General features: G+C 71.7%; 16 protein-coding genes and 1 pseudogene. 9 read left to right on the forward strand and 8 right to left on the reverse strand.

The window, feature by feature from the left end; translation table 11 throughout:
- The first annotated feature begins 253 nt into the window (after window positions 1-253).
- Complete coding sequence (locus tag ACZ6W9_RS16880; protein WP_470118505.1) at window positions 254-1,594, forward strand: OmpA family protein; 1,341 nt, start codon at window positions 254-256, stop codon at window positions 1,592-1,594.
- On the opposite strand, the gene sigJ is transcribed toward ACZ6W9_RS16880, so the two are convergent.
- On the reverse strand, window positions 1,545-2,627 hold the full coding sequence (gene sigJ, locus ACZ6W9_RS16885) for an RNA polymerase sigma factor SigJ (RefSeq protein WP_389970025.1): 1,083 nt from the start codon (window positions 2,625-2,627) through the stop codon (window positions 1,545-1,547). The two genes, ACZ6W9_RS16880 and sigJ, sit on opposite strands and share 50 nt — an antisense overlap.
- A gap of 279 nt (window positions 2,628-2,906) precedes the next feature.
- Here sigJ and ACZ6W9_RS16890 point away from each other — a divergent pair, with 279 nt between their 5' ends.
- Window positions 2,907-4,100 carry an NAD(P)/FAD-dependent oxidoreductase gene (locus ACZ6W9_RS16890; protein WP_470118507.1) on the forward strand — a complete coding sequence of 398 codons (1,194 nt, stop codon included), beginning with the start codon at window positions 2,907-2,909 and terminating at the stop codon, window positions 4,098-4,100.
- Between the two features lie 192 nt (window positions 4,101-4,292).
- Here ACZ6W9_RS16890 and ACZ6W9_RS16895 read toward each other — a convergent pair whose 3' ends face one another.
- The gene (locus tag ACZ6W9_RS16895; protein WP_389970029.1) at window positions 4,293-4,871 is read right to left on the reverse strand and encodes a GNAT family N-acetyltransferase; all 579 of its coding nucleotides are present in this window, start codon (window positions 4,869-4,871) and stop codon (window positions 4,293-4,295) included.
- A gap of 213 nt (window positions 4,872-5,084) precedes the next feature.
- Between ACZ6W9_RS16895 and ACZ6W9_RS16900 the strand changes: the two genes are divergently transcribed.
- From ACZ6W9_RS16900 to ACZ6W9_RS16910, 3 genes are all read left to right on the forward strand, one after another.
- A complete protein-coding gene (locus tag ACZ6W9_RS16900; protein ID WP_389970031.1) occupies window positions 5,085-6,290 on the forward strand; it encodes an acyl-CoA dehydrogenase family protein in 1,206 nt (401 codons plus the stop codon).
- Window positions 6,291-6,550: 260 nt separating this feature from the next.
- Window positions 6,551-7,720, forward strand: a complete 1,170-nt coding sequence (locus ACZ6W9_RS16905; protein ID WP_389970186.1) for an acyl-CoA dehydrogenase family protein — start codon at window positions 6,551-6,553, stop codon at window positions 7,718-7,720.
- A gap of 54 nt (window positions 7,721-7,774) precedes the next feature.
- Entirely contained in the window at window positions 7,775-9,004 is a 1,230-nt protein-coding gene (locus ACZ6W9_RS16910; RefSeq protein ID WP_389970032.1) for an acyl-CoA dehydrogenase family protein, read from the forward strand.
- Window positions 9,005-9,108: 104 nt separating this feature from the next.
- On the opposite strand, the gene ACZ6W9_RS16915 is transcribed toward ACZ6W9_RS16910, so the two are convergent.
- Window positions 9,109-9,549, reverse strand: a complete 441-nt coding sequence (locus ACZ6W9_RS16915; RefSeq protein WP_389970034.1) for an Rrf2 family transcriptional regulator — start codon at window positions 9,547-9,549, stop codon at window positions 9,109-9,111.
- Window positions 9,550-9,750: 201 nt separating this feature from the next.
- Here ACZ6W9_RS16915 and ACZ6W9_RS16920 point away from each other — a divergent pair, with 201 nt between their 5' ends.
- Entirely contained in the window at window positions 9,751-10,500 is a 750-nt protein-coding gene (locus ACZ6W9_RS16920; protein ID WP_389970036.1) for an SDR family oxidoreductase, read from the forward strand.
- 69 nt (window positions 10,501-10,569) lie between these two features.
- Here the strand turns inward: ACZ6W9_RS16920 and ACZ6W9_RS16925 are convergent, their stop codons facing one another.
- From ACZ6W9_RS16925 to ACZ6W9_RS16945, 5 genes and pseudogenes are all read right to left on the reverse strand, one after another.
- A complete protein-coding gene (locus ACZ6W9_RS16925) occupies window positions 10,570-12,012 on the reverse strand; it encodes an MFS transporter (RefSeq protein WP_470118511.1) in 1,443 nt (480 codons plus the stop codon).
- Between the two features lie 198 nt (window positions 12,013-12,210).
- A complete protein-coding gene (locus ACZ6W9_RS16930; RefSeq protein ID WP_389970040.1) occupies window positions 12,211-12,867 on the reverse strand; it encodes an alpha/beta fold hydrolase in 657 nt (218 codons plus the stop codon).
- A 137-nt stretch (window positions 12,868-13,004) separates the two neighbouring features.
- A pseudogene (locus tag ACZ6W9_RS16935) lies at window positions 13,005-13,967 on the reverse strand (helix-turn-helix transcriptional regulator); the annotation flags it as partial.
- Window positions 13,968-14,231: 264 nt separating this feature from the next.
- Window positions 14,232-15,191, reverse strand: a complete 960-nt coding sequence (locus ACZ6W9_RS16940) for a DUF1963 domain-containing protein (protein WP_389970042.1) — start codon at window positions 15,189-15,191, stop codon at window positions 14,232-14,234.
- A 156-nt stretch (window positions 15,192-15,347) separates the two neighbouring features.
- Entirely contained in the window at window positions 15,348-15,929 is a 582-nt protein-coding gene (locus tag ACZ6W9_RS16945; RefSeq protein WP_470118514.1) for a TetR/AcrR family transcriptional regulator, read from the reverse strand.
- A 306-nt stretch (window positions 15,930-16,235) separates the two neighbouring features.
- Here ACZ6W9_RS16945 and ACZ6W9_RS16950 point away from each other — a divergent pair, with 306 nt between their 5' ends.
- The 3 genes from ACZ6W9_RS16950 to ACZ6W9_RS16960 all read left to right on the forward strand — a co-directional run bounded on the left by ACZ6W9_RS16950 (window position 16,236) and on the right by ACZ6W9_RS16960 (window position 20,289).
- Complete coding sequence (locus ACZ6W9_RS16950; protein WP_389970046.1) at window positions 16,236-16,931, forward strand: nuclease-related domain-containing protein; 696 nt, start codon at window positions 16,236-16,238, stop codon at window positions 16,929-16,931.
- A gap of 653 nt (window positions 16,932-17,584) precedes the next feature.
- Complete coding sequence (locus ACZ6W9_RS16955) at window positions 17,585-19,270, forward strand: RICIN domain-containing protein (protein ID WP_470118516.1); 1,686 nt, start codon at window positions 17,585-17,587, stop codon at window positions 19,268-19,270.
- Between the two features lie 281 nt (window positions 19,271-19,551).
- Window positions 19,552-20,289, forward strand: a complete 738-nt coding sequence (locus ACZ6W9_RS16960) for an FHA domain-containing protein (protein WP_470118517.1) — start codon at window positions 19,552-19,554, stop codon at window positions 20,287-20,289.
- Window positions 20,290-20,308: the final 19 nt, after the last annotated feature.

Here is a 20,308-nt window from a genome sequence, read left to right on the forward strand (position 1 = left end):
ACGGGCCGCAGGAGTCGCCGCAGGCTTCGCTCGTTCCGGAACCGGTGCATCCTGCCTCACGTCTCGTCGGATCCTGGCCCTGGCCGCCGTACTCGCGCTCGCCACGGCCGGGTGCGGGGTGCTGCCGATGAAGGAGCCCGCGCCCGCCGCCACCGCGCCGACGGTGAGTGCCCCGGCCACCGGCGCTCCGCCCGCCACGCCCGCGGCATCGGATCAAGCCGTCCGACCGGCCCTGGCCGCAACCCGCAGCACCATGACCGAGAACCTCAAGGTCGAGGTCGTGGGCCTCAACCGCGTCAAGGGCAAGCACCTCATCGTCCAGATCCGCCTGTCCAACACCGGCACCGACAGGCACCTGTCCTGGCCCGGCGAGATGGCCGACCGTACCCGCCCCCTCGGTGCGATCAGGTGGGCCTCCGGAATCGGCGTCCTCGACACGCGGGCCCGCACCTGGATCCTTCCGTACGAACCCGCGGGCTCCCCGTGTCTCTGCAGCGACCTGGACCGCGACGGCCTCGGCCGCTTCATCGGCCCCGGCCGATCGGTCACCGTCTACGCGGTGCTGCCCGCACCGTCGGGCAACCCCGCGACGACCACCGTCGTCACCCCCGTGGGCCCGCCGATGCTCAACGTGCCCATCAGTGACGAGGCTCCGGCCGGCGACTTTCCCGACCCCGACGCCGAGCCTGTCACGCCGGTCGCCCGCCGCCTCGTCCTCACGTCCGAGTCCCTGGACGAATCAGAGGAGACCGCCGACGACGGCAAGGAGTTGCAGGTCAACCTCTCCTCCGACGTGCTGTTCGCGGTGAACGAGGCCGCTCTCACCTCCGATGCCAAGGCGATCATGGATCGCACGGCCAAGCTCATCGACGCCTCCCCCGCCACGGTGGTGACGGTGGCGGGCCACGCGGACTCCTCCGGAGACGACGCCATCAACGACCCACTGTCACTGCGCCGCGCCCAGGCGGTGCGGCGCACCCTGTCGGCGCTGCTGTCCCGGGACGGGATCCGCTTTCAGGCCAAGGGGTACGGCTCGCGCCGCCCGCTGTACGACAACGACAGCGACGAGGGCAGGCGCCGTAACCGCCGCGTCACCGTGACCTTCCCCAAACCCCGGCCCGCCACCCGGGAGCCGGTGGCCACGACGTCTCCCGGCGAGACCGGCCTGACCGGCGCCGCCAAGGCGGGCGGCCGGCCCATCGCCGTGGAGGTCACGGGTCTCCGCCGACTGCCCGGCGGCCTCGGCCTGCTCACCTACAAGATCACCAACGAGGGTTCGGACGAGATCTGGTTCACCGACCTTCACCGCGCCCAGGACTGGGAGGCGTACAAGTACCGGGCCGCGAGCAACGTCCGCGTGACCGACGTCGCCGCCGGCCGCCGGTACCCGCCCGGCCGCCTGGAGGTCCCCACCGATGACGGCGTGGACTCCTACTGCGCATGCACGGACGTCTCCGGCGTCCGCATCGGCACCGCGAAGTTCGCACCGGGCCAGACCCGCGAGTTCTGGAGCCTCTTCGCCCTGCCCGGCACCGACGGCGCCCTCAAGGTCGAGATCGGCCCGTTCCGCGACCTGCGGATCCCCGTTCGGTAACGGCGTTCAGGGGGGAGGGCTGTCGGGCGGGCGACGGTCCGCTCACCGGGTCACCGACGGCACGTTCGAGGTGCCGCGGTCCCACCGTCCACGGCCGGAGCTTGTCGGGGTTACGTACCGCCCAGATGTGCTTGATCCGGTCGCCTGCGATGTCGAATGCGTACACCGACACGGTGACGCCGTCCTGCTGGGCGATCAGGCCGGGCCGGCCGTTGACCGTACTCTCCAGGAACGTCAGGCCGCGGAGCCTGCCATCAAGACTGAGCAGTGAACGCACGATCTGCTCAACGCCTTCGACCGGGCGGAGCACGGCGCCGACGACGCCGCCGCCGTCGGCGATCGCCGTGGCGTCGGGGTCGAGCAGGGCGATGAGGGCGTCGATGTCCATGGCCTCCCAAGCCTGCTTGAAGTCCCTGACGATCCGGGCCTGCCGGGCCGCCGGAGTCGTGGGCGCCTGCGTGGCACGGATGCGGCGGCGGGCCGAGGAGGCCAGCTGGCGACAGGCCCCCGGGGTACGGCCGACGATCTCGGCCACTTCGGCGAAGGAGTACCGGAAGACATCGTGCAGGACGAACGCGACGCGTTCGGCGGGGGTCATCGACTCGAGCACGACGAGGAAGGCCATGTTGACCGATTCGTCCAGGGTGACCCGATCGGCCGGATCCACGGCGATGCCGTCCGGCCGCCCACTGATCCACTCCGCGGGTCCGGGCAGCGGCTCGGGGATCCACTCGCCCACGTAGGTCTCGCGCCGGGCCCGTGCCGAGGAGAGAACGTTGAGACAGAGACGGCCGACGACCGTGGTCAGCCAGGCGCCGGGGGATGCGATGGCGTCCCGCTGCCGCCGGGACATGGCGCACCAGCGGGCGCAGGCCTCCTGGACGACATCCTCGGCGTCGGCCAGGGAGCCGAGGAGCCGGTACGCGAGATTGATCAGTTGGCGCCGCTCGCGCGTGATCACGGCCAGGCCCGGATCGAGCCGGCCGCCTCCCGGCTCGGACGGGGTGGTCATGGTGTCCTGGTCATCGTGCACCGACTCCCTCGGTTCGGGTCCGCTCTCACCGGTTCGACAAGACAGCGTGGCGAACTGTGAGGTCGACGCGTCGCCTCACATTCCACAGTGCCGCGTTGTCGAACCAGCGGGACACCATCGAGCACGCGGGAAACCGTCCCCGGCAGGTACGCGGGTCGTCGTCGGGCACCCGCGGCGGAACACGTGATCGCCCCCGCGGCGGCCACTTCGTGACGGAGGACCGGCTCCGCCAGGTCGCAAAGCCTCAAACCGCTGAAGTCGAGAAGGAAAGGCCTCGTCATGTCCACATCCGAACGCCACACACCCAGCAAGGTCGTCGTCATCGGTGGCGGCTACGCCGGAACGGTCGCGGCCAACCATCTGCGGATGCGCGCCGACATCGACATCACACTGGTCAATCCCCGCCCCGAGTTCGTCGAACGAATCCGGCTGCACCAGTTCGTGGCCGAAACCGGTGAGGTCACGGTGGACTACGGCACACTGCTCGGTGAGGGCGTCCAGTTGATCGTCGACAGCGCCACCCGCATCGACACCGCCACCCGCACGGTACGGCTGGCGTCAGGGCGCGCACTGGACTACGACCATGTCATCTACGCGGTCGGCAGTACCGCGGCGATACCGTCATCGGTTCCCGGCGCCGCCGAATTCGCCTTCGACATCGCCGAACTCGAATCCGCGCAGCGGCTGCGCGCTCAGCTGGGGAAATTGCCGTTCGATGCTCCGATCACCGTGGTCGGCGGCGGATTGACCGGCATCGAGACGGCCGCCGAACTGGCCGAACAAGGACGTACGGTCACACTGGTGTGCGGCCGGACCCTCGCACCGTCACTGAGTGCTCCCGCTCGCCGATCCGTGGCCACGTGGCTGTCCCGGCACGGTGTCGCCGTGCTTGAGGCCGAGGTGGTGGCCGAGGTCCGGCCGCACGCGGTCGTCTTCGCCGGTGCTGCGGTGCGTGCGAGCGCTCTCACCATCTGGGCGGCCGGTTTCGGTGTACCGGAACTCGCGGCCGCGAGTGGGCTGCGCACCGATCGGCTCGGCCGGCTGCTCACCGACGAGACGCTGACCAGCCTCGACGACGACCGCGTCATCGCGGCGGGCGACGCCGCCGCGCCCTCGGGCCGGCCGTTGCGGATGAGCTGCCAGGCCGCGCAACCGCTCGGGGCACAGGCCGCCAACACCGTGCTGAGCCGCATCGCGGGAACCGAACCGGCGGTGATCGACCAGGCCTTCACGGGGTCGTGCGTCAGCCTCGGCCGCCGGGGCGGCATACGACAACTCTCCCGCAAAGACGACACCGCGGTGAATCTCTACGTCGCGGGGCGCATGGCCGCGGTTATCAAGGAGGCGACCTGCAGACTCGGGGTGTCGAGGATCCGCCGCGAGGCCCGCAAGCCGGGCTCCGGCTTCTGGCCCAAGGGCGGCCCGCGTCCCGAGCAGCCGACCTTCGCTCCACGAGGGGTCACATACCCGTGACCACCTGCGAATGCGTTCTCACGCTCGGGCCGTTGCGATCGGGCTCCTCGTTGTGCTGTACGCCGTTTCGTTCCTCACGCCGCCCGCGGCCGCAGCCATGGCGCACGGGTGGGCGGTTGGACTCGGCCGGATCGACGGGTAGAGGCCGGTGAACCACCCCGGGCCCGCACGCCGGTTCGGGCGGTCCGGGGCTCAGCGTGCCAGCAGGCGGGCGCGGTGGGCGGGCCACTCCTCATCGAGGATGCCGAAGTAGGCGGTGTCGCGCCAGGTGCCGTCCGGGCGGAGGCGGTGGCGGCGCAGGACGCCCTCGTGGACCCCGCCGATGCGCCGGATCGCGGCCTGCGAGCGGGTGTTGAGGATGTCGGTCTTGAGCATGACGCGGTTCACGCCGAGGTGGTCGAAGGCGTGGTCGATCAGCAGGATCTTGCAGGCGGTGTTCACCTCCGTGCGCCACACGGCCCTGCCGTACCAGGTCCAGCCGATCTCGATGCTGGAGTCGAAGCCGGGGACGTCGGCGTAACAGGTCCAGCCGACCGGGCTGCCGGTTCTCCGGCGGATCACCGCGAACGGCACGTAGCCGGGATCGTCGATCAGCCGCTGCGCCATCATCGCGAGCTCCCCCTCCCCGTGTGGCGTGGGATGCTGCCAGCGCCACACCTCCTCATCGCCGCCACCCGCCACGAACAGATCCGGGACGTGGCCGGCGGTCAGCGGCTCCAGCCGTACGGCGGGGCCATCGAGGACGAGCGGGTCGGGCATCTTCGCGGTCATGGCGGCGACCCTACGGCCGTCGGCACACGGCCCGGAAGGTCCACTCGGCGCGGTTGCCGGGCGACCACTTCGGCGCCCGGGGACCGTTCCGGCGACCAGGGGATCCCGTGATCGGGCGGCCGCTCCGGCGACCGGACGGCCGACACCCCGGCGTTCCCTGTCGACAGTCATACCGTCCGGTCGGTACGCTCCGGGGAGACCGTGAGGAGGGCCATGGATTTCGCGTTCGACGCCAGGACCGAGGAGCTTCGGGAGAGGCTGCTCGCCTTCATGGACGAGTGCGTCCACCCCGCCGAGGAGGCGTTCGAGGCACAGGCCGCCGAGAGCGGGTGGTCGAGCCCGCCGCTGATGGAGGACCTCAAGCAGGAGGCGCGCAAACGCGGCCTGTGGAACCTGTTCCTGCCCGGCGAGCACGGCGCCGGCCTGACCAACCTCCAGTACGCCCCGCTGGCGGAGATCATGGGCCGCTCGCCGAGGATCGCCCCCACCGCCACCAACTGCGCCGCCCCCGACACCGGCAACATGGAAGTGCTGTCGATGTTCGGCGACGAGCGGCAGCGCGAGGAGTGGCTGGAGCCGCTGCTGCGCGGGGAGATCCGGTCGGCGTTCGCCATGACCGAGCCGGACACCGCCTCCTCCGACGCCACGAACATCTCGCTGTCCATCGTCCGCGACGGCTCCGAGTACGTCATCAACGGCCGCAAGTGGTTCGCCTCCGGCGCGATGAACCCGAACTGCCGGATCCTCATCGTGATGGGCAAGACCGACCCGGAGGCCGACACCCACCGGCAGCAGTCGATGGTCCTGGTGCCGCGCGACACCCCGGGCCTTGAGATCAGGCGTGGCATGCACGTGTTCGGCTACTCCGACGCCGACCACGGCGGGCACGCCGAGATCGACTTCACCGACGTCAGGGTGCCGGTGGAGAACCTCATCGGCGAGGAGGGCGGCGGCTTCGCCATCGCCCAGGCCCGCCTCGGGCCGGGCCGCATCCACCACTGCATGAGGCTGATCGGGATGGCCGAGCGCGCGGTCGAGCTGATGTGCCGGCGGACCCTGTCGCGTACGGCGTTCGGCAAGCCGATCGCCCAGCAGGGGGTCGTCCAGGACTGGATCGCCGAGTCGCGGGTCAGGATCGAGCAGCTCCGCCTGCTGGTGCTCAAGACGGCCTGGCTGATGGACACCGTCGGCAACCGCGGCGCGCACACCGAGATCCAGGTCATCAAGATCGCCACCCCGCGCGAGGTCGAGTGGATCCTGGACAAGGCCATCCAGGCGCACGGCGCGGGCGGCGTCAGCCAGGACTTCCCGCTGGCCGGGCTGTGGGCGGGCGCCCGGTCGCTGCGCCTGGCCGACGGCCCGGACGAGGTCCACAAGCGCTCGCTGGCCTACCGCGAGCTGAAGAAGCACATGAACTGACCCGGTGCCGGAGGCGCCCCCCGGCACCGGGTCACCGCGGGGCCGCCCCGGGCAGGGCCAGGGCTCCGGGACCCCCGGGCCCGGATTCCGGGGTTCCGGGTCCGAGACCCGGTCCGGGCGCGTCCAGGACCTCTTGGACGCGACCGGGCCCCTGGACGCACCCGGACCTCCCGGACCGCCGGTACGTCCGGGGCGTCGTGAACGGGCCGGACGATCGCATGGCCGAGTGATCGCGTGACTGCGAAGGGAGCGTCGTGACGATGGACGAGGAGGCGGTCAGGGAACGCGCCGTCGCGTTCCTGGCCGGGGGGCACGACCCCGGGGACCGCACGCGGTTCCTGCGGGCGCGGTTCGACGCCGGGCTGGCGTGGGTCCACTTCCCCGAGGGGCTCGGCGGGCTCGGTGCGTCCCGGGAGCTGCAGAACGTCGTCGATCGGGAGCTCGCCGGCACCCCGCAGCCCGACCCGGGCACGCAGGCCATCGGACTGGGCATGGCGGCGCCGACGATCCTGGCGTTCGGCACCCGCGAGCAGCAGGAGCGGTTCCTGCGTCCGCTGTGGACGGGCGAGGAGATCTGGTGCCAGCTGTTCAGCGAACCCGGCGCCGGCTCCGACCTGGCGACGCTCGCCACGCGGGCGGTCCGCGACGGCGACGAGTGGGTCGTGGACGGGCAGAAGGTGTGGACCTCCGGGGCGCACCACTCCCGGTGGGCGATCCTCGTCGCCCGGACCGACCCCGACGTCCCGAAGCACCGCGGGCTCACCTACTTCGTCTGCGACATGCACGCCCCCGGCGTCGAGGTCAGGCCGCTGCGGCAGATCACCGGCGAGGCGGAGTTCAACGAGGTCTTCCTGACCGGTGTGCGGCTCCCCGACTCCCTGCGGCTCGGCGCCGTCGGCGACGGCTGGCGGGTCGCGACCACCACGCTCATGAACGAGCGGGTGGCGATCGGCGGCGGCCCGGTACGGCGGGGCGGCGGCATGATCGGCCTGGTCGCCGACACCTGGCGGTCCCGCCCCGAGCTGCGCACCCACGACCTGCACCGGCGGCTGCTCGCACTGTGGGTGGAGGCGGAGGCCACCCGGCTGGCCGGGGCGCGGCTGCGCGAACAGCTCGCGGCGGGCCAGCCCGGCCCGGAGGGCTCGGCCATGAAGCTCTCGTTCGCCTCCCTCAACCAGGCGCTCAGCGCGCTGGACGTGGAACTGCGCGGCGAGGAGGGCCTGGAGTACGACGACTGGACCTTCCGCCGCTCCGAGAGCGTCGACTTCTTCGGCCGCGGCCCCGGCTACCGCTACCTGCGGGCCAAGGGCAACTCGATCGAGGGCGGCACCTCGGAGATCCTGCGCAACATCGTCGCCGAACGCGTGCTGGGCCTGCCGCCGGAGCCCCGCGTGGACAAGGACGTGCCCTGGAAGGACCTGCCCCGATGAACGGCCCGTACGGCCCGCGCGGCGTCGCGGCGGGCGAGGAGTGGTGAGGAACCGATGACGCTGCTGTACACCGAGGTCGAGGAGGAGCTGCGCGCCTCCGTCCGCGACCTGCTGGCCGACCGCTGCCGGCCCGACGCCGTGCTGAGGCGCGCCGAGTCGGCCTCGCCGTACGACGCGGAGCTCGCCGGCCTGTGGAGGACCCTGGCGCGGGACATCGGGGTGGCGGGCCTGCTGGTGCCCGAGGAGTACGGCGGGGCCGGCGCGTCGGCCCGCGAGGCCGCGGTGGTGCTGGAGGAGCTGGGACGGGCCGTGGCGCCGGTGCCGTTCCTGACCAGCGCGGTGCTCGCGACCGAGGCCCTGGTCCAGGCGGGGACCCCGGCGGCGCTCCGGGAGGCGGCCGCGGCGGGACCCTCGGAAGGAACCCCGGCGGGACCCCGGGAGGGGACCCGGTCCCCGGAGGAGACTCCGGAGGGATCCGGGGAGGGGCTCTCCGCGGGCGGGCGCGACCTGCTCGCCGAGCTGGCCGCGGGCGAGACCACGGCGGCGCTGGCCGTGTCGCTGGCGGCCTCGCCGTACCGGCCGTTGCCGTCGGCGGTCACGCTGAACGACGCCGGAACGCTCGACGGCGAGGTCCGGGCGGTGGCCGGGGCGGACGCGGCCGACGTGCTGCTCGTCCCGGTCGGCACGGCGCTCTACCTGGTGCGGGCGGGGGACGCCCGGATCGACGTCGTGCCCTCGCTGGACCTGACCCGGCCGATCGCCGTCGTCACGCTCTCCGGCGCGCCCGGCGAGCGGGTCGGGGCCTTCGACGCGCGGCGGGTGCTGGCGTCCGGGGCCGGGCTGCTCGCCTCCGAACAGCTCGGGGTCGCCGAGTGGTGCCTTGAGACGACGCTCGCCCACATCAGGGAGCGCCATCAGTTCGCCCGGCCGATCGGATCCTTCCAGGCGATCAAGCACCGGATGGCGGACCTGTGGCTGGACGTGGCGCGGGCCCGCGCGGCGGCCAGGAACGCCGCGAACCTGCTGGCCGCCCGCCCGGTGCCGGGCACCGAGGCCGCCCTGGAGGCCGGGGCCGCGACGGCGGTGGCCAAGTCGTGGTGCTCGGAGGTGGCGGTGCGCGTCGCCGAGGAGGGCGTCCAGCTCCACGGCGGCACCGGGATGACCTGGGAGCATCCGCTGCACCTGTACCTCAAGCGGGCCAAGACGTCGGAGACGGCGCTCGGCACCCCCGGCACCCACCGCGACGCCCTGTCCGCCCTCGCCGACCTCCCCGCCCCGATCTGACGCGCCGCGATCTGACCGGCTCCGGTCTGGCCCGCCGCGGTCTGACCGGCCCGGTCTGACCGGCGCCGCGCCGGTGGCACCGGCCCGGCGCCGGAGACGTCCGGTCAGGGGGACCGTTGCTCCGCCAGGACGTCGCGCAGCACGTCGGCGATCGTGGTGGTGGCGAGCTCCTGCCGCAGCACGTCGTCCAGCCGGCCGTAGACGCGGCGCAGGGTCGGGCGGATGCCGAAACCCACGGGGCAGGAGGCGTTCGGCGGGGTGTGGTGCATCGCGAACAGGGTCTCGTCCTCGATCGCGCCGTAGACGTCCAGCAGGGTGATCGCCTCGGGCTCGCGTGTGAGGCTCCACCCGACTCCCGCACCGCGCCTGGCCTGGACGAGGCCGGCCTTGCGGAGATCCCCCAGGCAGCGGCGGATCACCACGGGGTTGGTGTTGACGCTGCCGGCGATCCGCTGCGAGGTGGCGCCCTCCGGGTTGTCGCGCCGGTCGAGGGCCATCCACGTCAGCACGTGTACCAGGACGCTCATCCTGCTGTTCGCGCTCATCTGCCTCCCCTCCCGGACTGTAACCACTGATATTACATTTTTGACCTTGGAAAGGGGGTGTCCGGCCTTCTTTATGTAACTGCTATGGTTACATTATTCAGTGGCTGGAGGCCGCCGTCGAGGCGTGCTCAAGGTCGAGTCGCCGACTTGGCTGTAACAAAAATTGTTTCTTCAGCCAGTGATCATGAAGAGGAGAAGACCGTGGGACAGCTTGACGGGAAGACAGCGGTCGTCACCGGGGCCAACAGCGGGATCGGCCTGGCCTCCGCCCGCAGGTTCGCGGCCGAGGGCGCGTACGTGTTCATCACCGGCCGCCGCCAGGAGGCGCTCGACGCGGCGGTCGCCGAGATCGGCGCGAACGTCACCGGCGTCCGCGGAGACGTCTCCGACCCCGCCGACCTGGACCGGCTCTACGCCGTCATCGCCGAGCAGGGCCGCCGCATCGACGTGCTGTTCGCCAACGCCGGGGGCGGTGAGTTCTCCCCATTGGAGCAGGTCACCGAGCGGCACTTCGACCAGACCTTCGGCAGCAACGTCAAGGGGACGCTGTTCACCGTGCAGAAGGCGCTGCCGCTGCTCAACGACGACGCCTCGGTGATCTTCACCGGTTCGACCGCCGCCACCAGCGGTGCCGAGGCCTTCGGCGTATACGCCGCCTCCAAGGCCGCCGTCCGCTCCCTCGCCCGGACCTGGGCCAACGAGCTCAGAGGCCGTGGGATCAGGGTGAACACCCTCGTTCCCGGTCCCATCGACACCCCCGGGATCGCCGGACTGGCCTCCGATCAGGAGTCGGCCGCGCAGCTCAAGGACTTCCTCGCGAGCACGGTGCCCCTCGGCCGGATGGGCCGCCCCGAGGAGGCGGCGGCGGCCGCCCTCTTCCTCGCCTCGGACCAGAGCAGCTTCGTCACGGGCAGCGAGCTGTTCGTCGACGGCGGTCTCAACCAGATCTGACCACCCCGACGAGCCCGCCCGCGCGGGTACGGCCTGCACCTGGGCGCCGGCCGTACCCGCGGCGGCGGGTCAGTGGACGGCCTCGGCGGTCTCGCCGGCCCGGCGGGGGAGGAGGAAGCCGGCGAGGAAGGTCAGGACGACCATCCCGGCGACCACCCAGAACGTCTGACGGGCGGCGGCGGTGGGGTCGCCGCCCGTCGCGCCGAAGAAGACCGTGCCGAGCAGCGCCACACCGAGCGCCGCGCCGACCTGCTGCAGGGCGGTGAGCGTGCCGGAGGCCGACCCCGTCTCGTGCGGTTCGACGCCGGCCAGCGCGATCTCGAAGTACGGGCCCATGATCAGACCCGAGCCGACACCGGTGACGAGCAGCGCCGGGGCGAACTGCCAGGGGCCCGCCTCCGCGCCCAGGAGCAGCAGGAGGGCGACGACCCCGGCCGTCATGATCAGGGCTCCGGTGTGCAGCAACCGGCGGCCGTGCGCGCGGAGCGCCTGCACCAGACCCATGCCGACGATCATGCCCGCGGACAGCGGGATCCCGGCGAGGCCGGCCTTCAGCGGGCTGTAGCCGAGGCCGAGCTGGGTGTAGAGGTTGAAGACCAGGCCGAAGCCGGTGAAGGCCGCGAAGTAGACCGTGCCGGTGAACATGCCGCCCACGAACGAGCGCTTGCGGAACAGGCTGGGCGCGACCAGCGGGTCGCGGCCCCTGCCGGCGCGGCGTGACTCGTACCGGCCGAACAGCGTGAACACCGCCGCCGAGGCGGCCATCATCGCGAACGTCCAGGCCGGCCAGCCGTACTCACGGCCCTGGACCAGCGGGAAGACGACCAGCAGCGAGCCGAGGGAGGCCAGGGCGGCGCCGGGCAGGTCGAGGGTGAGCGACCGCGACGGGCGGGAGGCGGGCAGGAAGCGCAGTGCGGCGGCCAGGGTGGCCAGCCCGATCGGCAGGTTGATCAGGAAGATCATGCGCCAGCCGGTGCCGAGGAGGTCGGCGTCGACCAGCCAGCCCGCCAGGACCGGCCCGCCGATCGCCGAAAGGCCCATGACCGGGCCGAACATGCCGAGGGCCGCACGCAGTTCCGTGGGCGGGAACATCTCCCGCATCATGCCGAGACCCTGGGGGACCATCGCGGCTCCGAAGAGCCCCTGGACGATCCGGGCGGCGATGACGGTCTCCGGCGAGAAGGACACCGCGCACAGCAGCGAGCCCACGACGAACCCGGTCGCGCCGATGAGGAACATCCGCCTGCGCCCGACGATGTCGCCCAGCCGGCCGCCGGTGAGCAGCCCGGCCGTCATGGCGAGGGTGTAGGCCGCGCCGAGCCACTGGATCATCGAGGTGCCGCCGCCCAGGTCGGCCCGCATCGTCGGCCCGGCGATGTTGGTGACGGTCGCGTCGAGGAGCTCCATCACCGACCCGGCGAGGATCACGAAGAGCGCGGGCCAGCGCCAGCGGTACGGCGTGGGCCCGGCGGCCTCCGGTGCCTCGGCCGATCGGGTGTCGAGAGTGGTCATCGCTCCTCCAGAGCCGTCTTTCGGGGGACGGGAGGAACGCTACGAGCCGATGCGGAAAGGATGATTCCGCATCGGCCCGGAAACACGGGGCTCCGGGAAAAATCCGGCGGCGATGGGCGCGGTCACCGGGACCGGGCCGGGGGGACGCACCCGTGCCCGCGTCACGCGGCTCCCGTGGCCCGGGGATCCGGCGGATCGTCAGGGCAGGATCCGGACCAGGCGGTCGGCCAGCTCACCCGGCCGCGACAGCATCGCCATGTGGCCGCCGGGCATCTCGTCGGGGACGATGCCGAGCCGTTCCTTCACGTGGCGGCGCACGAAGCCGGGGACGAAGCAGCGGTCGTCACGGCAGAGCAGATACCTCGTCGGGACGTCCGGCCAGGCGTCCAGCGGCCAGGGCTCGCGGCTCGCCCGGTCCATGCTCACGTTCGCGGCGAGCGCTCCGTCGTGGGCCATCACCCGCTCGGCCAGCTCGCGCGGAACGTCGTGCATGTAGAGCTCGTACTCGTCGTCGATGCCGGACGAGGAGTAACCGCTGCGCTCCCACCACTCCTCCGGAGTCTCACCGGGACTCGGGATCATCGCGGTCAGCAGCACGAGCGCGGCGGCCCCGGCGCGCGCGCAGACGAGCGGGGCGACGAAGCCGCCCCACGAGTGGGCCACCACGACGAGGTCCCGGCGCTCGCCGGCCGCCCGGACGACGGCGTCCGCGTAGTCCCACAGTCCCGCCTGCGGATCGGACATGGGCAGGTCCACCGCGACCGTGTCATGCCCGCGGCCGCGAAGCTCGGCTTCGAGCAGATGCCAGTCGAAGGCGCTTCCGCCGCCGCCGTGAATGAATGCGAAAGTTGTCATGACGGTGCTGACGGATCGCGGAGAGGAAACTCATCGCCGGTTCGCCCGTCCGTCCCCGCCGCGCCGGTGCGGTCGCGCTGAGCATCGAGGAGGCCGCCGGCATCCTCCGTTCCCGTCGTGCCGGTGCGGCCGTTCCCGGGCCGGCCTTCCGCCGCGCGGATGTAGCGGGCGCCGATCTCGCGCAGGTGCGCGGCCAGCTCCGGCGGATCGACGACCTCGAAGTCGAGGCCGGTCATCCCGAGATGGATCGCCAGGGCCTCCAGGGACGAGGCCCCGGCGTGGAACAGGCAGCTCCGCTCGTCCGACGCCTCCAGCTCCCCCCAGTCGGGCCAGATCCGCTCGGCGACCGCCTCGGCCGGCGCGTGGAACCGTACGGTGGCCCGCTGCCGGATCACCGCGGAGGTCACGCCCCGGGTGACGTAGGCCGCGACGTCGCCGCCGGGCGCCTCACGGGGGACGAACCGCCCGCCGTTCGGGGTGCGCAGCCGGATCCGGTCGACGCGGAAGCTGCGCCAGTCCTGCCGCGCGGTGTCCCACGCCGCGAGGTACCACCGCCGCCTGGTGTGCACGAGCCGGTGCGGCTCCACCTCCCGGACGCTCTCGCCGCCGTCGTGGTTGAGGTAGTCGAAGCGGAGCCGCTCGTGGTCCCGGCAGGCGCTCGCGATGGCGCTGAGCACGGCGGCGTCCACGCTGGCGGGGGAGCGGTCCGGGACCGCCACCGTCGCGGTGTGCAGGGCGGTGACCCGGTGGCGGAGCCGGGACGGCAGCACCTGCTCCAGCTTGGCCAGCGCCCGCAGCGAGATCTCCTCGATGCCGGAGATGGAGCCGGTCGCGGCGGTGCGCAGTCCCACGGCGACCGCGACGGCCTCCTCGTCGTCGAGGAGCAGCGGCGGCATCTGCGCGCCCGCGCCGAGACGGTAGCCGCCCGCGACGCCGGGGGTGGCGTGCACCGGGTAGCCGAGCTCGCGCAGCCGCTCGACGTCGTTGCGGATGGTCCTGGTGGTCACCTTGAGCCGTTCGGCGAGCTGGGGGCCCGTCCAGTCACGAGGGGTCTGCAGCAGCGAGAGCAGGCGCAGCAGCCGCGCCGAGGTTTCCAGCATCCCCCGATTGTGCCGCCCATCGCGGAAGGTTCCTTTCCGCCATGGGCGGGCCTTTCGCCGCGCGGCGGCCGGGGGAGGGGCTGACGCCGTGGCGGAACCCGGCGGCCGCCGCGCCTTTCGCCGCGTGACGGGGGAAGGGGAGGGGCCCCCTCCGGGGTGTGGACGCCTTCGAGCGCCGTCGTCCACTGCCCGGCCTCGGCGTGTCCTCCCCCGGGTGTGGACGCCTTGACCGCGTCGTGCCGTGGCGTCGAGGGCCGGCCGGCGTTATTCGGTGAACTCCGTCCAGGAGACGGCTCGGTCGAATCGCTGGGCGGTGAGGTCATCGACACGGATCAGGAAGCGGCCGAAGTAGACATCGTCACCGGGGTCGAATTGGACGAGTGGAATCCACTCCCGTCTGACCCGCTGCAGTTCCTCCTCCACCAGGAAATCCTCCAGTTCCTTGTCGATGGCCGGGTCGCCGGGATTCTGCCGGGCTTTGAAATTCTCCTCCGCGATCGTCAGCTCGGGATCGTCGTACAGGTGGTTCCTGGAGATCCCACCGGTGTTCCACGAGTAACCGCCGAACTGGAAGGTGGCGGAGTTCCCGGCCGGCCACAGCCGGTCGACCAGGGCGCGGAGCTCCCGGCGGTGTGGCAGGTCGCGCGCCACCTGCTTCTGGAAAGAGGACAGGTCCGCCTCCTCCTCCTTTACCCACTCGGGAAGGTCGGCGTGGACGACGGCGAAAAGGTCCCGCTCCGGGCCGATGAACCCGCGCTGCGAGGAGAAGGGGCGTTGCGGGGGGTCCGCGGGGGTCACCACCACGGTGTCCGTGCCGGCCGGAACGTGGACGACGCGCGCGTGCTTCTGCTCCTCGCCGCGGTCGAAGGTGTCGTAGGCCTCTTCGTGATGCAGAAAAACGAGCAGCGAGCCGTCCGGCGGTAACGCGAGCCCGTCGACCCGCGGGAGTGCGGCACAGTCGAAGGACGCGACGAACGGCAGCGGGGACTGCGAGTCGGTCGGCCATGGCATGCCCACCGGGAGCCGGGGCAGCCCACCGGTACGGCCGACCAGCAGATCGGCGGGCTGCCCCGGCGGAAGGCCCCGGGGGTGCGCCACGATTTCGCCGCCGTGGCGCTCGTTCGCCCAGATGGCGAAACGGAGGAACCCGGCGAATTTCTCCGCCTCTTCCTCGGGGATGCCTTGTTCGATCGCCGCGCGACGGAACCGATCACAGTAGTCCACGGCCGACATATTGTCAGACGCGGATCTGCGGCTGAGAACTCCTGATGGTCGGGCATCAATTTGTGATCCTCGGTGCGCGGCGCGTCGTTCCTGCGACGGATCATGATGCCGCCGCGCGGATGGCGGGGGACCCGTGGTTTCGGGGGCGCCCGGGGGTCAGGGGCGCAGGGAGGCCAGGAGGAGGTCGGCGAAGTGGCCGCCGACCTCGGCGCCGGACAGCGGCCCCTCGGTGCTGTACCAGGTGCCCAGGTGGTGGACCGAACCGAAGAAGAAGTCCACCACGAGCTCGGCGGGGGAGGCGGTGCTGAAGACGCCCTCGCGCTGCCCCTCGGTCACCAGGTCGCGGAAGCGCTCGTGGTAGCGGCGGCGCTCGGCGCGCACACTCCTGCGGGTGTCGGGGGCCAGCAGGTGCATCGAGCGGAAGAAGATCTTGGAGTCGTCCAGGTTCTCGACCGTGGTCCGCACGACGTCCGCGGCGGCGGCGTGCAGGCGCTCCCCCACCGTGCCGGGGCCGTCGGCGATGGCGGTGAGCCGCTCCATCTGCATGCGCAGCACGCGCCCGTAGATCTCGTGGAGCAGGTCGTCCTTGGAGTCGAAGTAGTGGTACATGGCGCCCTTGGTGACGCCGGCCGCCGAGACCACCTCCTGCACCGAGGTGCTCTCGAAGCCCTGCTCGGCGAACAGGCGCGTGGCCTCGCCCAGCAGGCGCTGCCGTACGGACTCCCTGTCGCGTGTCATCTGGCCCTCCCCGCCGTCCGGCCCCCGCCGCCCGCTCCGGTCGTCAGGCCCCCGGACCTTCGGCCGCCGCCGTGTGCCGGCTCAGCATACCGACTGGTCGGTTAAAGCGCCGGTGTATGGCGTAGGTGTGTTATTTGCGTCACCTTCGGCTGCCTGGAGCCCCCGGTTGGGTATTTTCTGGCACAGGGATCTTCAGCGTGGCAGATCCGTTCCTTGTCGGCTCTCGACTCCCGGGGGTTCGCTGTGCCCGGCGGATCAATCTATGTGACGCCAGAGGACCAGGTTCACGGCCTGTCCCCTCAGGTCATGTACGAGCAGTTCTGGATCAAGGAGGCGGGCGAGCGCCGGAAGGCGCGGGCGGTCAAGGCCGTCGGCGGCCTGTTCGCCGGTCTGCTGCTCGGCTACCGCTTCGGCCTCAACCTCCCGCTCGCCGGGGTGGTGACCGCCCTGCTGGTCGCCGCCGCCGACGCCGCCTGGGCCTGGTACTCCTACAACTCCACCGCCGTCTGGCGGGGCAGGAGACGGGGCGAGACCATCACCGGCAGGCTGCTGCGCCGCAGGCTCCGCAGGCGCGGCTACCACGTCCTCGACGGCCGCGCCGTCCCCGGACAGGCGTCCATCGACCACCTCGTCATCGGCCCCGGCGGCGTCTGGGTCGTCGACAACGAGGCGTGGGACCCCGACACCGAGATCGCCCGCTACGGCGACCGTCTGTTCCTGGGGGAGAAGTACGGCACGAAGGTGGCGAAGGCGCTCGTCGACGTCTCCGACGCCCTGGCCGGGGTGCTCACCCGCGAGTCGGGCATCGAGGTGACGATCGAGCCGCTGCTCGCGGTGCACGGCGGCAGGCTGCGCCGTACGGTCACCGCCGAGGGGATCACCCTCCTCAAGCCGCGCCTGGTGACCCGCTGGATCCTGACCGGTCCGCGGGCGGACTACGACGACCGGCAGGTGGAACTGCTCGCCCGCACCGCCGCCCGGGTCCTGCGCCGGATGAACTGACCGCCGGACGAGCTGACCGCTGGACGAACCGGCCCCTCCCGTGCACCGGCCGCTCGTCCGTACGGGTCCCGCACCGCCCTGAGCCGTCGATCCCGCCGTCATGGCCGCCGCCCGTGAGGTTCGGCGGCCATGACGGCGGGATCGACGCTCTCCGGCCGAGGCGCCGGTCTCCACGCGATGCGACGAGCCCTCCTCACCGTGACCGTGAGCCCGTGGACGGGCGTCGCGGCGCGAGACGCGGGACGGTCGGGTGAGGACTGCGTCAACGGGCCCGTCCGGGCTTTCCATGGAGCCGCCCGCTCACCGTTATTGCAAACGGTTGTTGCAGAAATAGCGGGCGTAACCAGGCAGGACGCCCCGCGGCGTTTGCAGGTTTACTCTGACCTGTTGACGTTCCCGCTATGTAACGTCACTGTTTCCTACAACCGGTTGCCGTCGGTTGCACAGAAGGTGAAACGCGCGTGACAGCGAATCCGTAGTCATCCCCGTCATCCCATTCCCAGAGCCCGCTCATCGCCCGGTCGCCGACGGAGCTCCGCCACGACGCTCCGCGCGACGGACGGTCCGGGCCGGTCCACCCCGCTTTACGGCTTGCTTCGCCATGCCCTGAAACGACCCGTCCTCAGTCACCCCCTGTACGAATGGAGCCGGACGTGCGCAGAAACGAACCCCTCGGAAAGAAAACGGCGGTCGTGCTGACCGCAGGCGTCGTCGCGACCGGCGGACTGCTGGCCGCGCTCAGCGCGCCGGCCGCGGCGGCCCCGCCGAACGGAAACTACACGCTGGTCAACGCCGGGAGCGGGCTGTGCGCCGCGGTTCCCGGACAGAGCACCGGCGACGGCGTGCAGCTCGTGCAGAACGGGTGCGACCAGTCCGCCGGACAGACCTTCACGCTCACCGCCTCGGGCTCCGGCTACCAGATCAGGGCCTCGCACAGCGGAAAGTGCGTCGGCGTCCGCGACGCCTCCACCAGCGCGGGCAAGGCGGTGCAGCAGGAGGCGTGCACCGGCGCCGCCTCGCAGATCTGGAACCTCACCGCGGCCGGGGCCGACTACCGCCTGGTCAACTCCAACGGCGGCAAGTGCCTCAACGTCAAGGACAGCTCCACCGCCTCCGGCGCCCTCCTGCAGCAGAACTCCTGCGACTCGGTGACCAGCAAGCAGTGGAGCCTGCGCCCCGCGGGCGGCGGCCCCTCTCCGACCCCGACGGTCACCCCCACGTCCACGCCGACCTCGACTCCCACGTCGACCCCCACCACCCCGCCCCCGTCGAGCGGCACGCTGTACGTGGCGCCCGGCGGCAGGGACGGCGCGGCCGGGACGCAGTCGGACCCGACGACACTCACCTCGGCGCTCACCCGCGTCGCCTCCGGCGGGACGATCTACATGCGCGGCGGGAGGTACGACTTCTCGCAGACCGTCACCATCGCGGCGGGCAACAGCGGCACCTCCGGCGCCCGCAAGACCCTGTCGGCCTACCCGGGTGAGACCCCGGTCCTGAACTTCTCGGCCCAGAGCGAGGACCCGGCCAACCGCGGCCTCGCGGTGAACGGGTCGTACTGGCGCGTCTACGGCATCGTCGTCGAGCGCGCCGGGGACAACGGGATCTTCGTCGGCGGCAGCAACAACGTCTTCGAGCGCACGGTGACGCGCTTCAACCGCGACACCGGACTGCAGATCTCGCGGATGGCCTCCGACACCCCCCGCGACCAGTGGCCGTCCAACAACCTCGTCCTCAGCGCGGAGTCGCACGACAACGCCGACTCCGACGGCGAGGACGCCGACGGCTTCGCCGCGAAGCTCACCGTCGGCTCCGGCAACGTCTTCCGCTACGCGGTGTCACACAACAACATCGACGACGGCTGGGACCTCTACACCAAGACGGAGACGGGCCCCATCGGCACGGTCACCATCGAGGACTCCCTGGCCTACAACAACGGCACCCTCAGCAACGGCGCCCAGGCCGGCAACGGCGACCGCAACGGCTACAAGCTCGGCGGCGACAAGATCGCGGTCAACCACGTCGTCCGGCGCAGCATCGCCTACAAGAACGGCAAGCACGGGTTCACCTACAACAGCAACCCCGGCTCGATGACGATCTCGGACAACGTCAGCATCGACAACACCGAGCGCAACTTCTCCTTCGACGCCGGCACCTCGGTGTTCCGCAACAACACCTCCTGCCGCAGCGGCAGCGGGAGCAACGACAAGACCGTCGGCAACGTCGACGGCTCCAACCAGTTCTGGTCGGGCTCGAACGGCTCCCGGTGCTCCTCCTACGCGGGCGCCATGCACTGGTCCTTCGCCTCGGACGGCCGCCTCAACGTGACCTTCGGCTAGTCCGTACGGCACGACCCCCGTCCGGCTCGTGAGGCCGTGACACCCCGCCCGGCGGGCTCGGCGCCCTGACCACGCCGAGCCCGCCGGGCGACCGGTTCCGCCGGGGCGACCGGTTCCCCGCCCCGGCGCCGCCGTCGTCGCCCGGCACGGGTACGGCCGGCGGCCCGGCGGTATGCGAAGTCGCTCGTCCATGACATCCGCGACCGTTTTTTTGTCATGATGTCGCCTGTGTCGGGTGGCGCGTTCGGGAGCCACCGCGTGGAAGAGGCGGTGCGGCACGTATGAGAGGTGTCATCGTTCAGCTCCCCGCGTCACGAGGCGCCGATGTCCCGGAGCTCCACGAGCTCGCCGTCGGGCAGGACGCCACCTTCGGCCGTGGGGCGGACGGATACCCGGTGGACATCCGGCTGCCGAACCCGGGTGTGTCACGGCTGGCGGGGCGCGTGCGCGCGGTCGAGGACCACTGGACGATCAGCAATCTGAGCGCCACCGCCACGTACGTGGTCGAGAACCCCGAGGGCGGCGGGGAGTTCGTCAAGGTGGCGCCGCGACGGCTGGACATGCCGGTGCCGTTCGAGTTCGCCCGCGTCGTGGTTCCGGGGACGCAGGGTTCGGCGTCGTTCATGGTCTTCGCGTCGCAGCACGCCTACGCCGATCCCGGGATCCCGGAACCCGGTCACGGCGAGGCCACCACGGCCGCGTTCTCGCTCGACGAGACGACGAAGTACTTCCTCATCCTCGTGGCCCTCTGCGAACCCCGGCTGCGGGACAGCTCGACCGTGGTGATCCCCACGGTGCCGGAGATCCTGGAGCGCCTCCACGGGCTTCCCCAGTGCCCGGACCTCACCCGTTCCGCGGTGAACTTCCACATCGACTACCTGGCCCGTACGAAGCTGCGGGTCAAGGAGCCGTCGGAGGGAGGGGCGCCGGCCAAGGCCGACTGGCAGCGGGCGGCGCTGGTGTCGCTGGCCCTCCGGTTCGACCTGGTGCGTGAGGAGCACCTCGCCCTCCTGCCCTGACCGCGCCCCGCGGAGGGGA

This window comes from Streptosporangium sp. NPDC053982, from assembly GCF_055585205.1.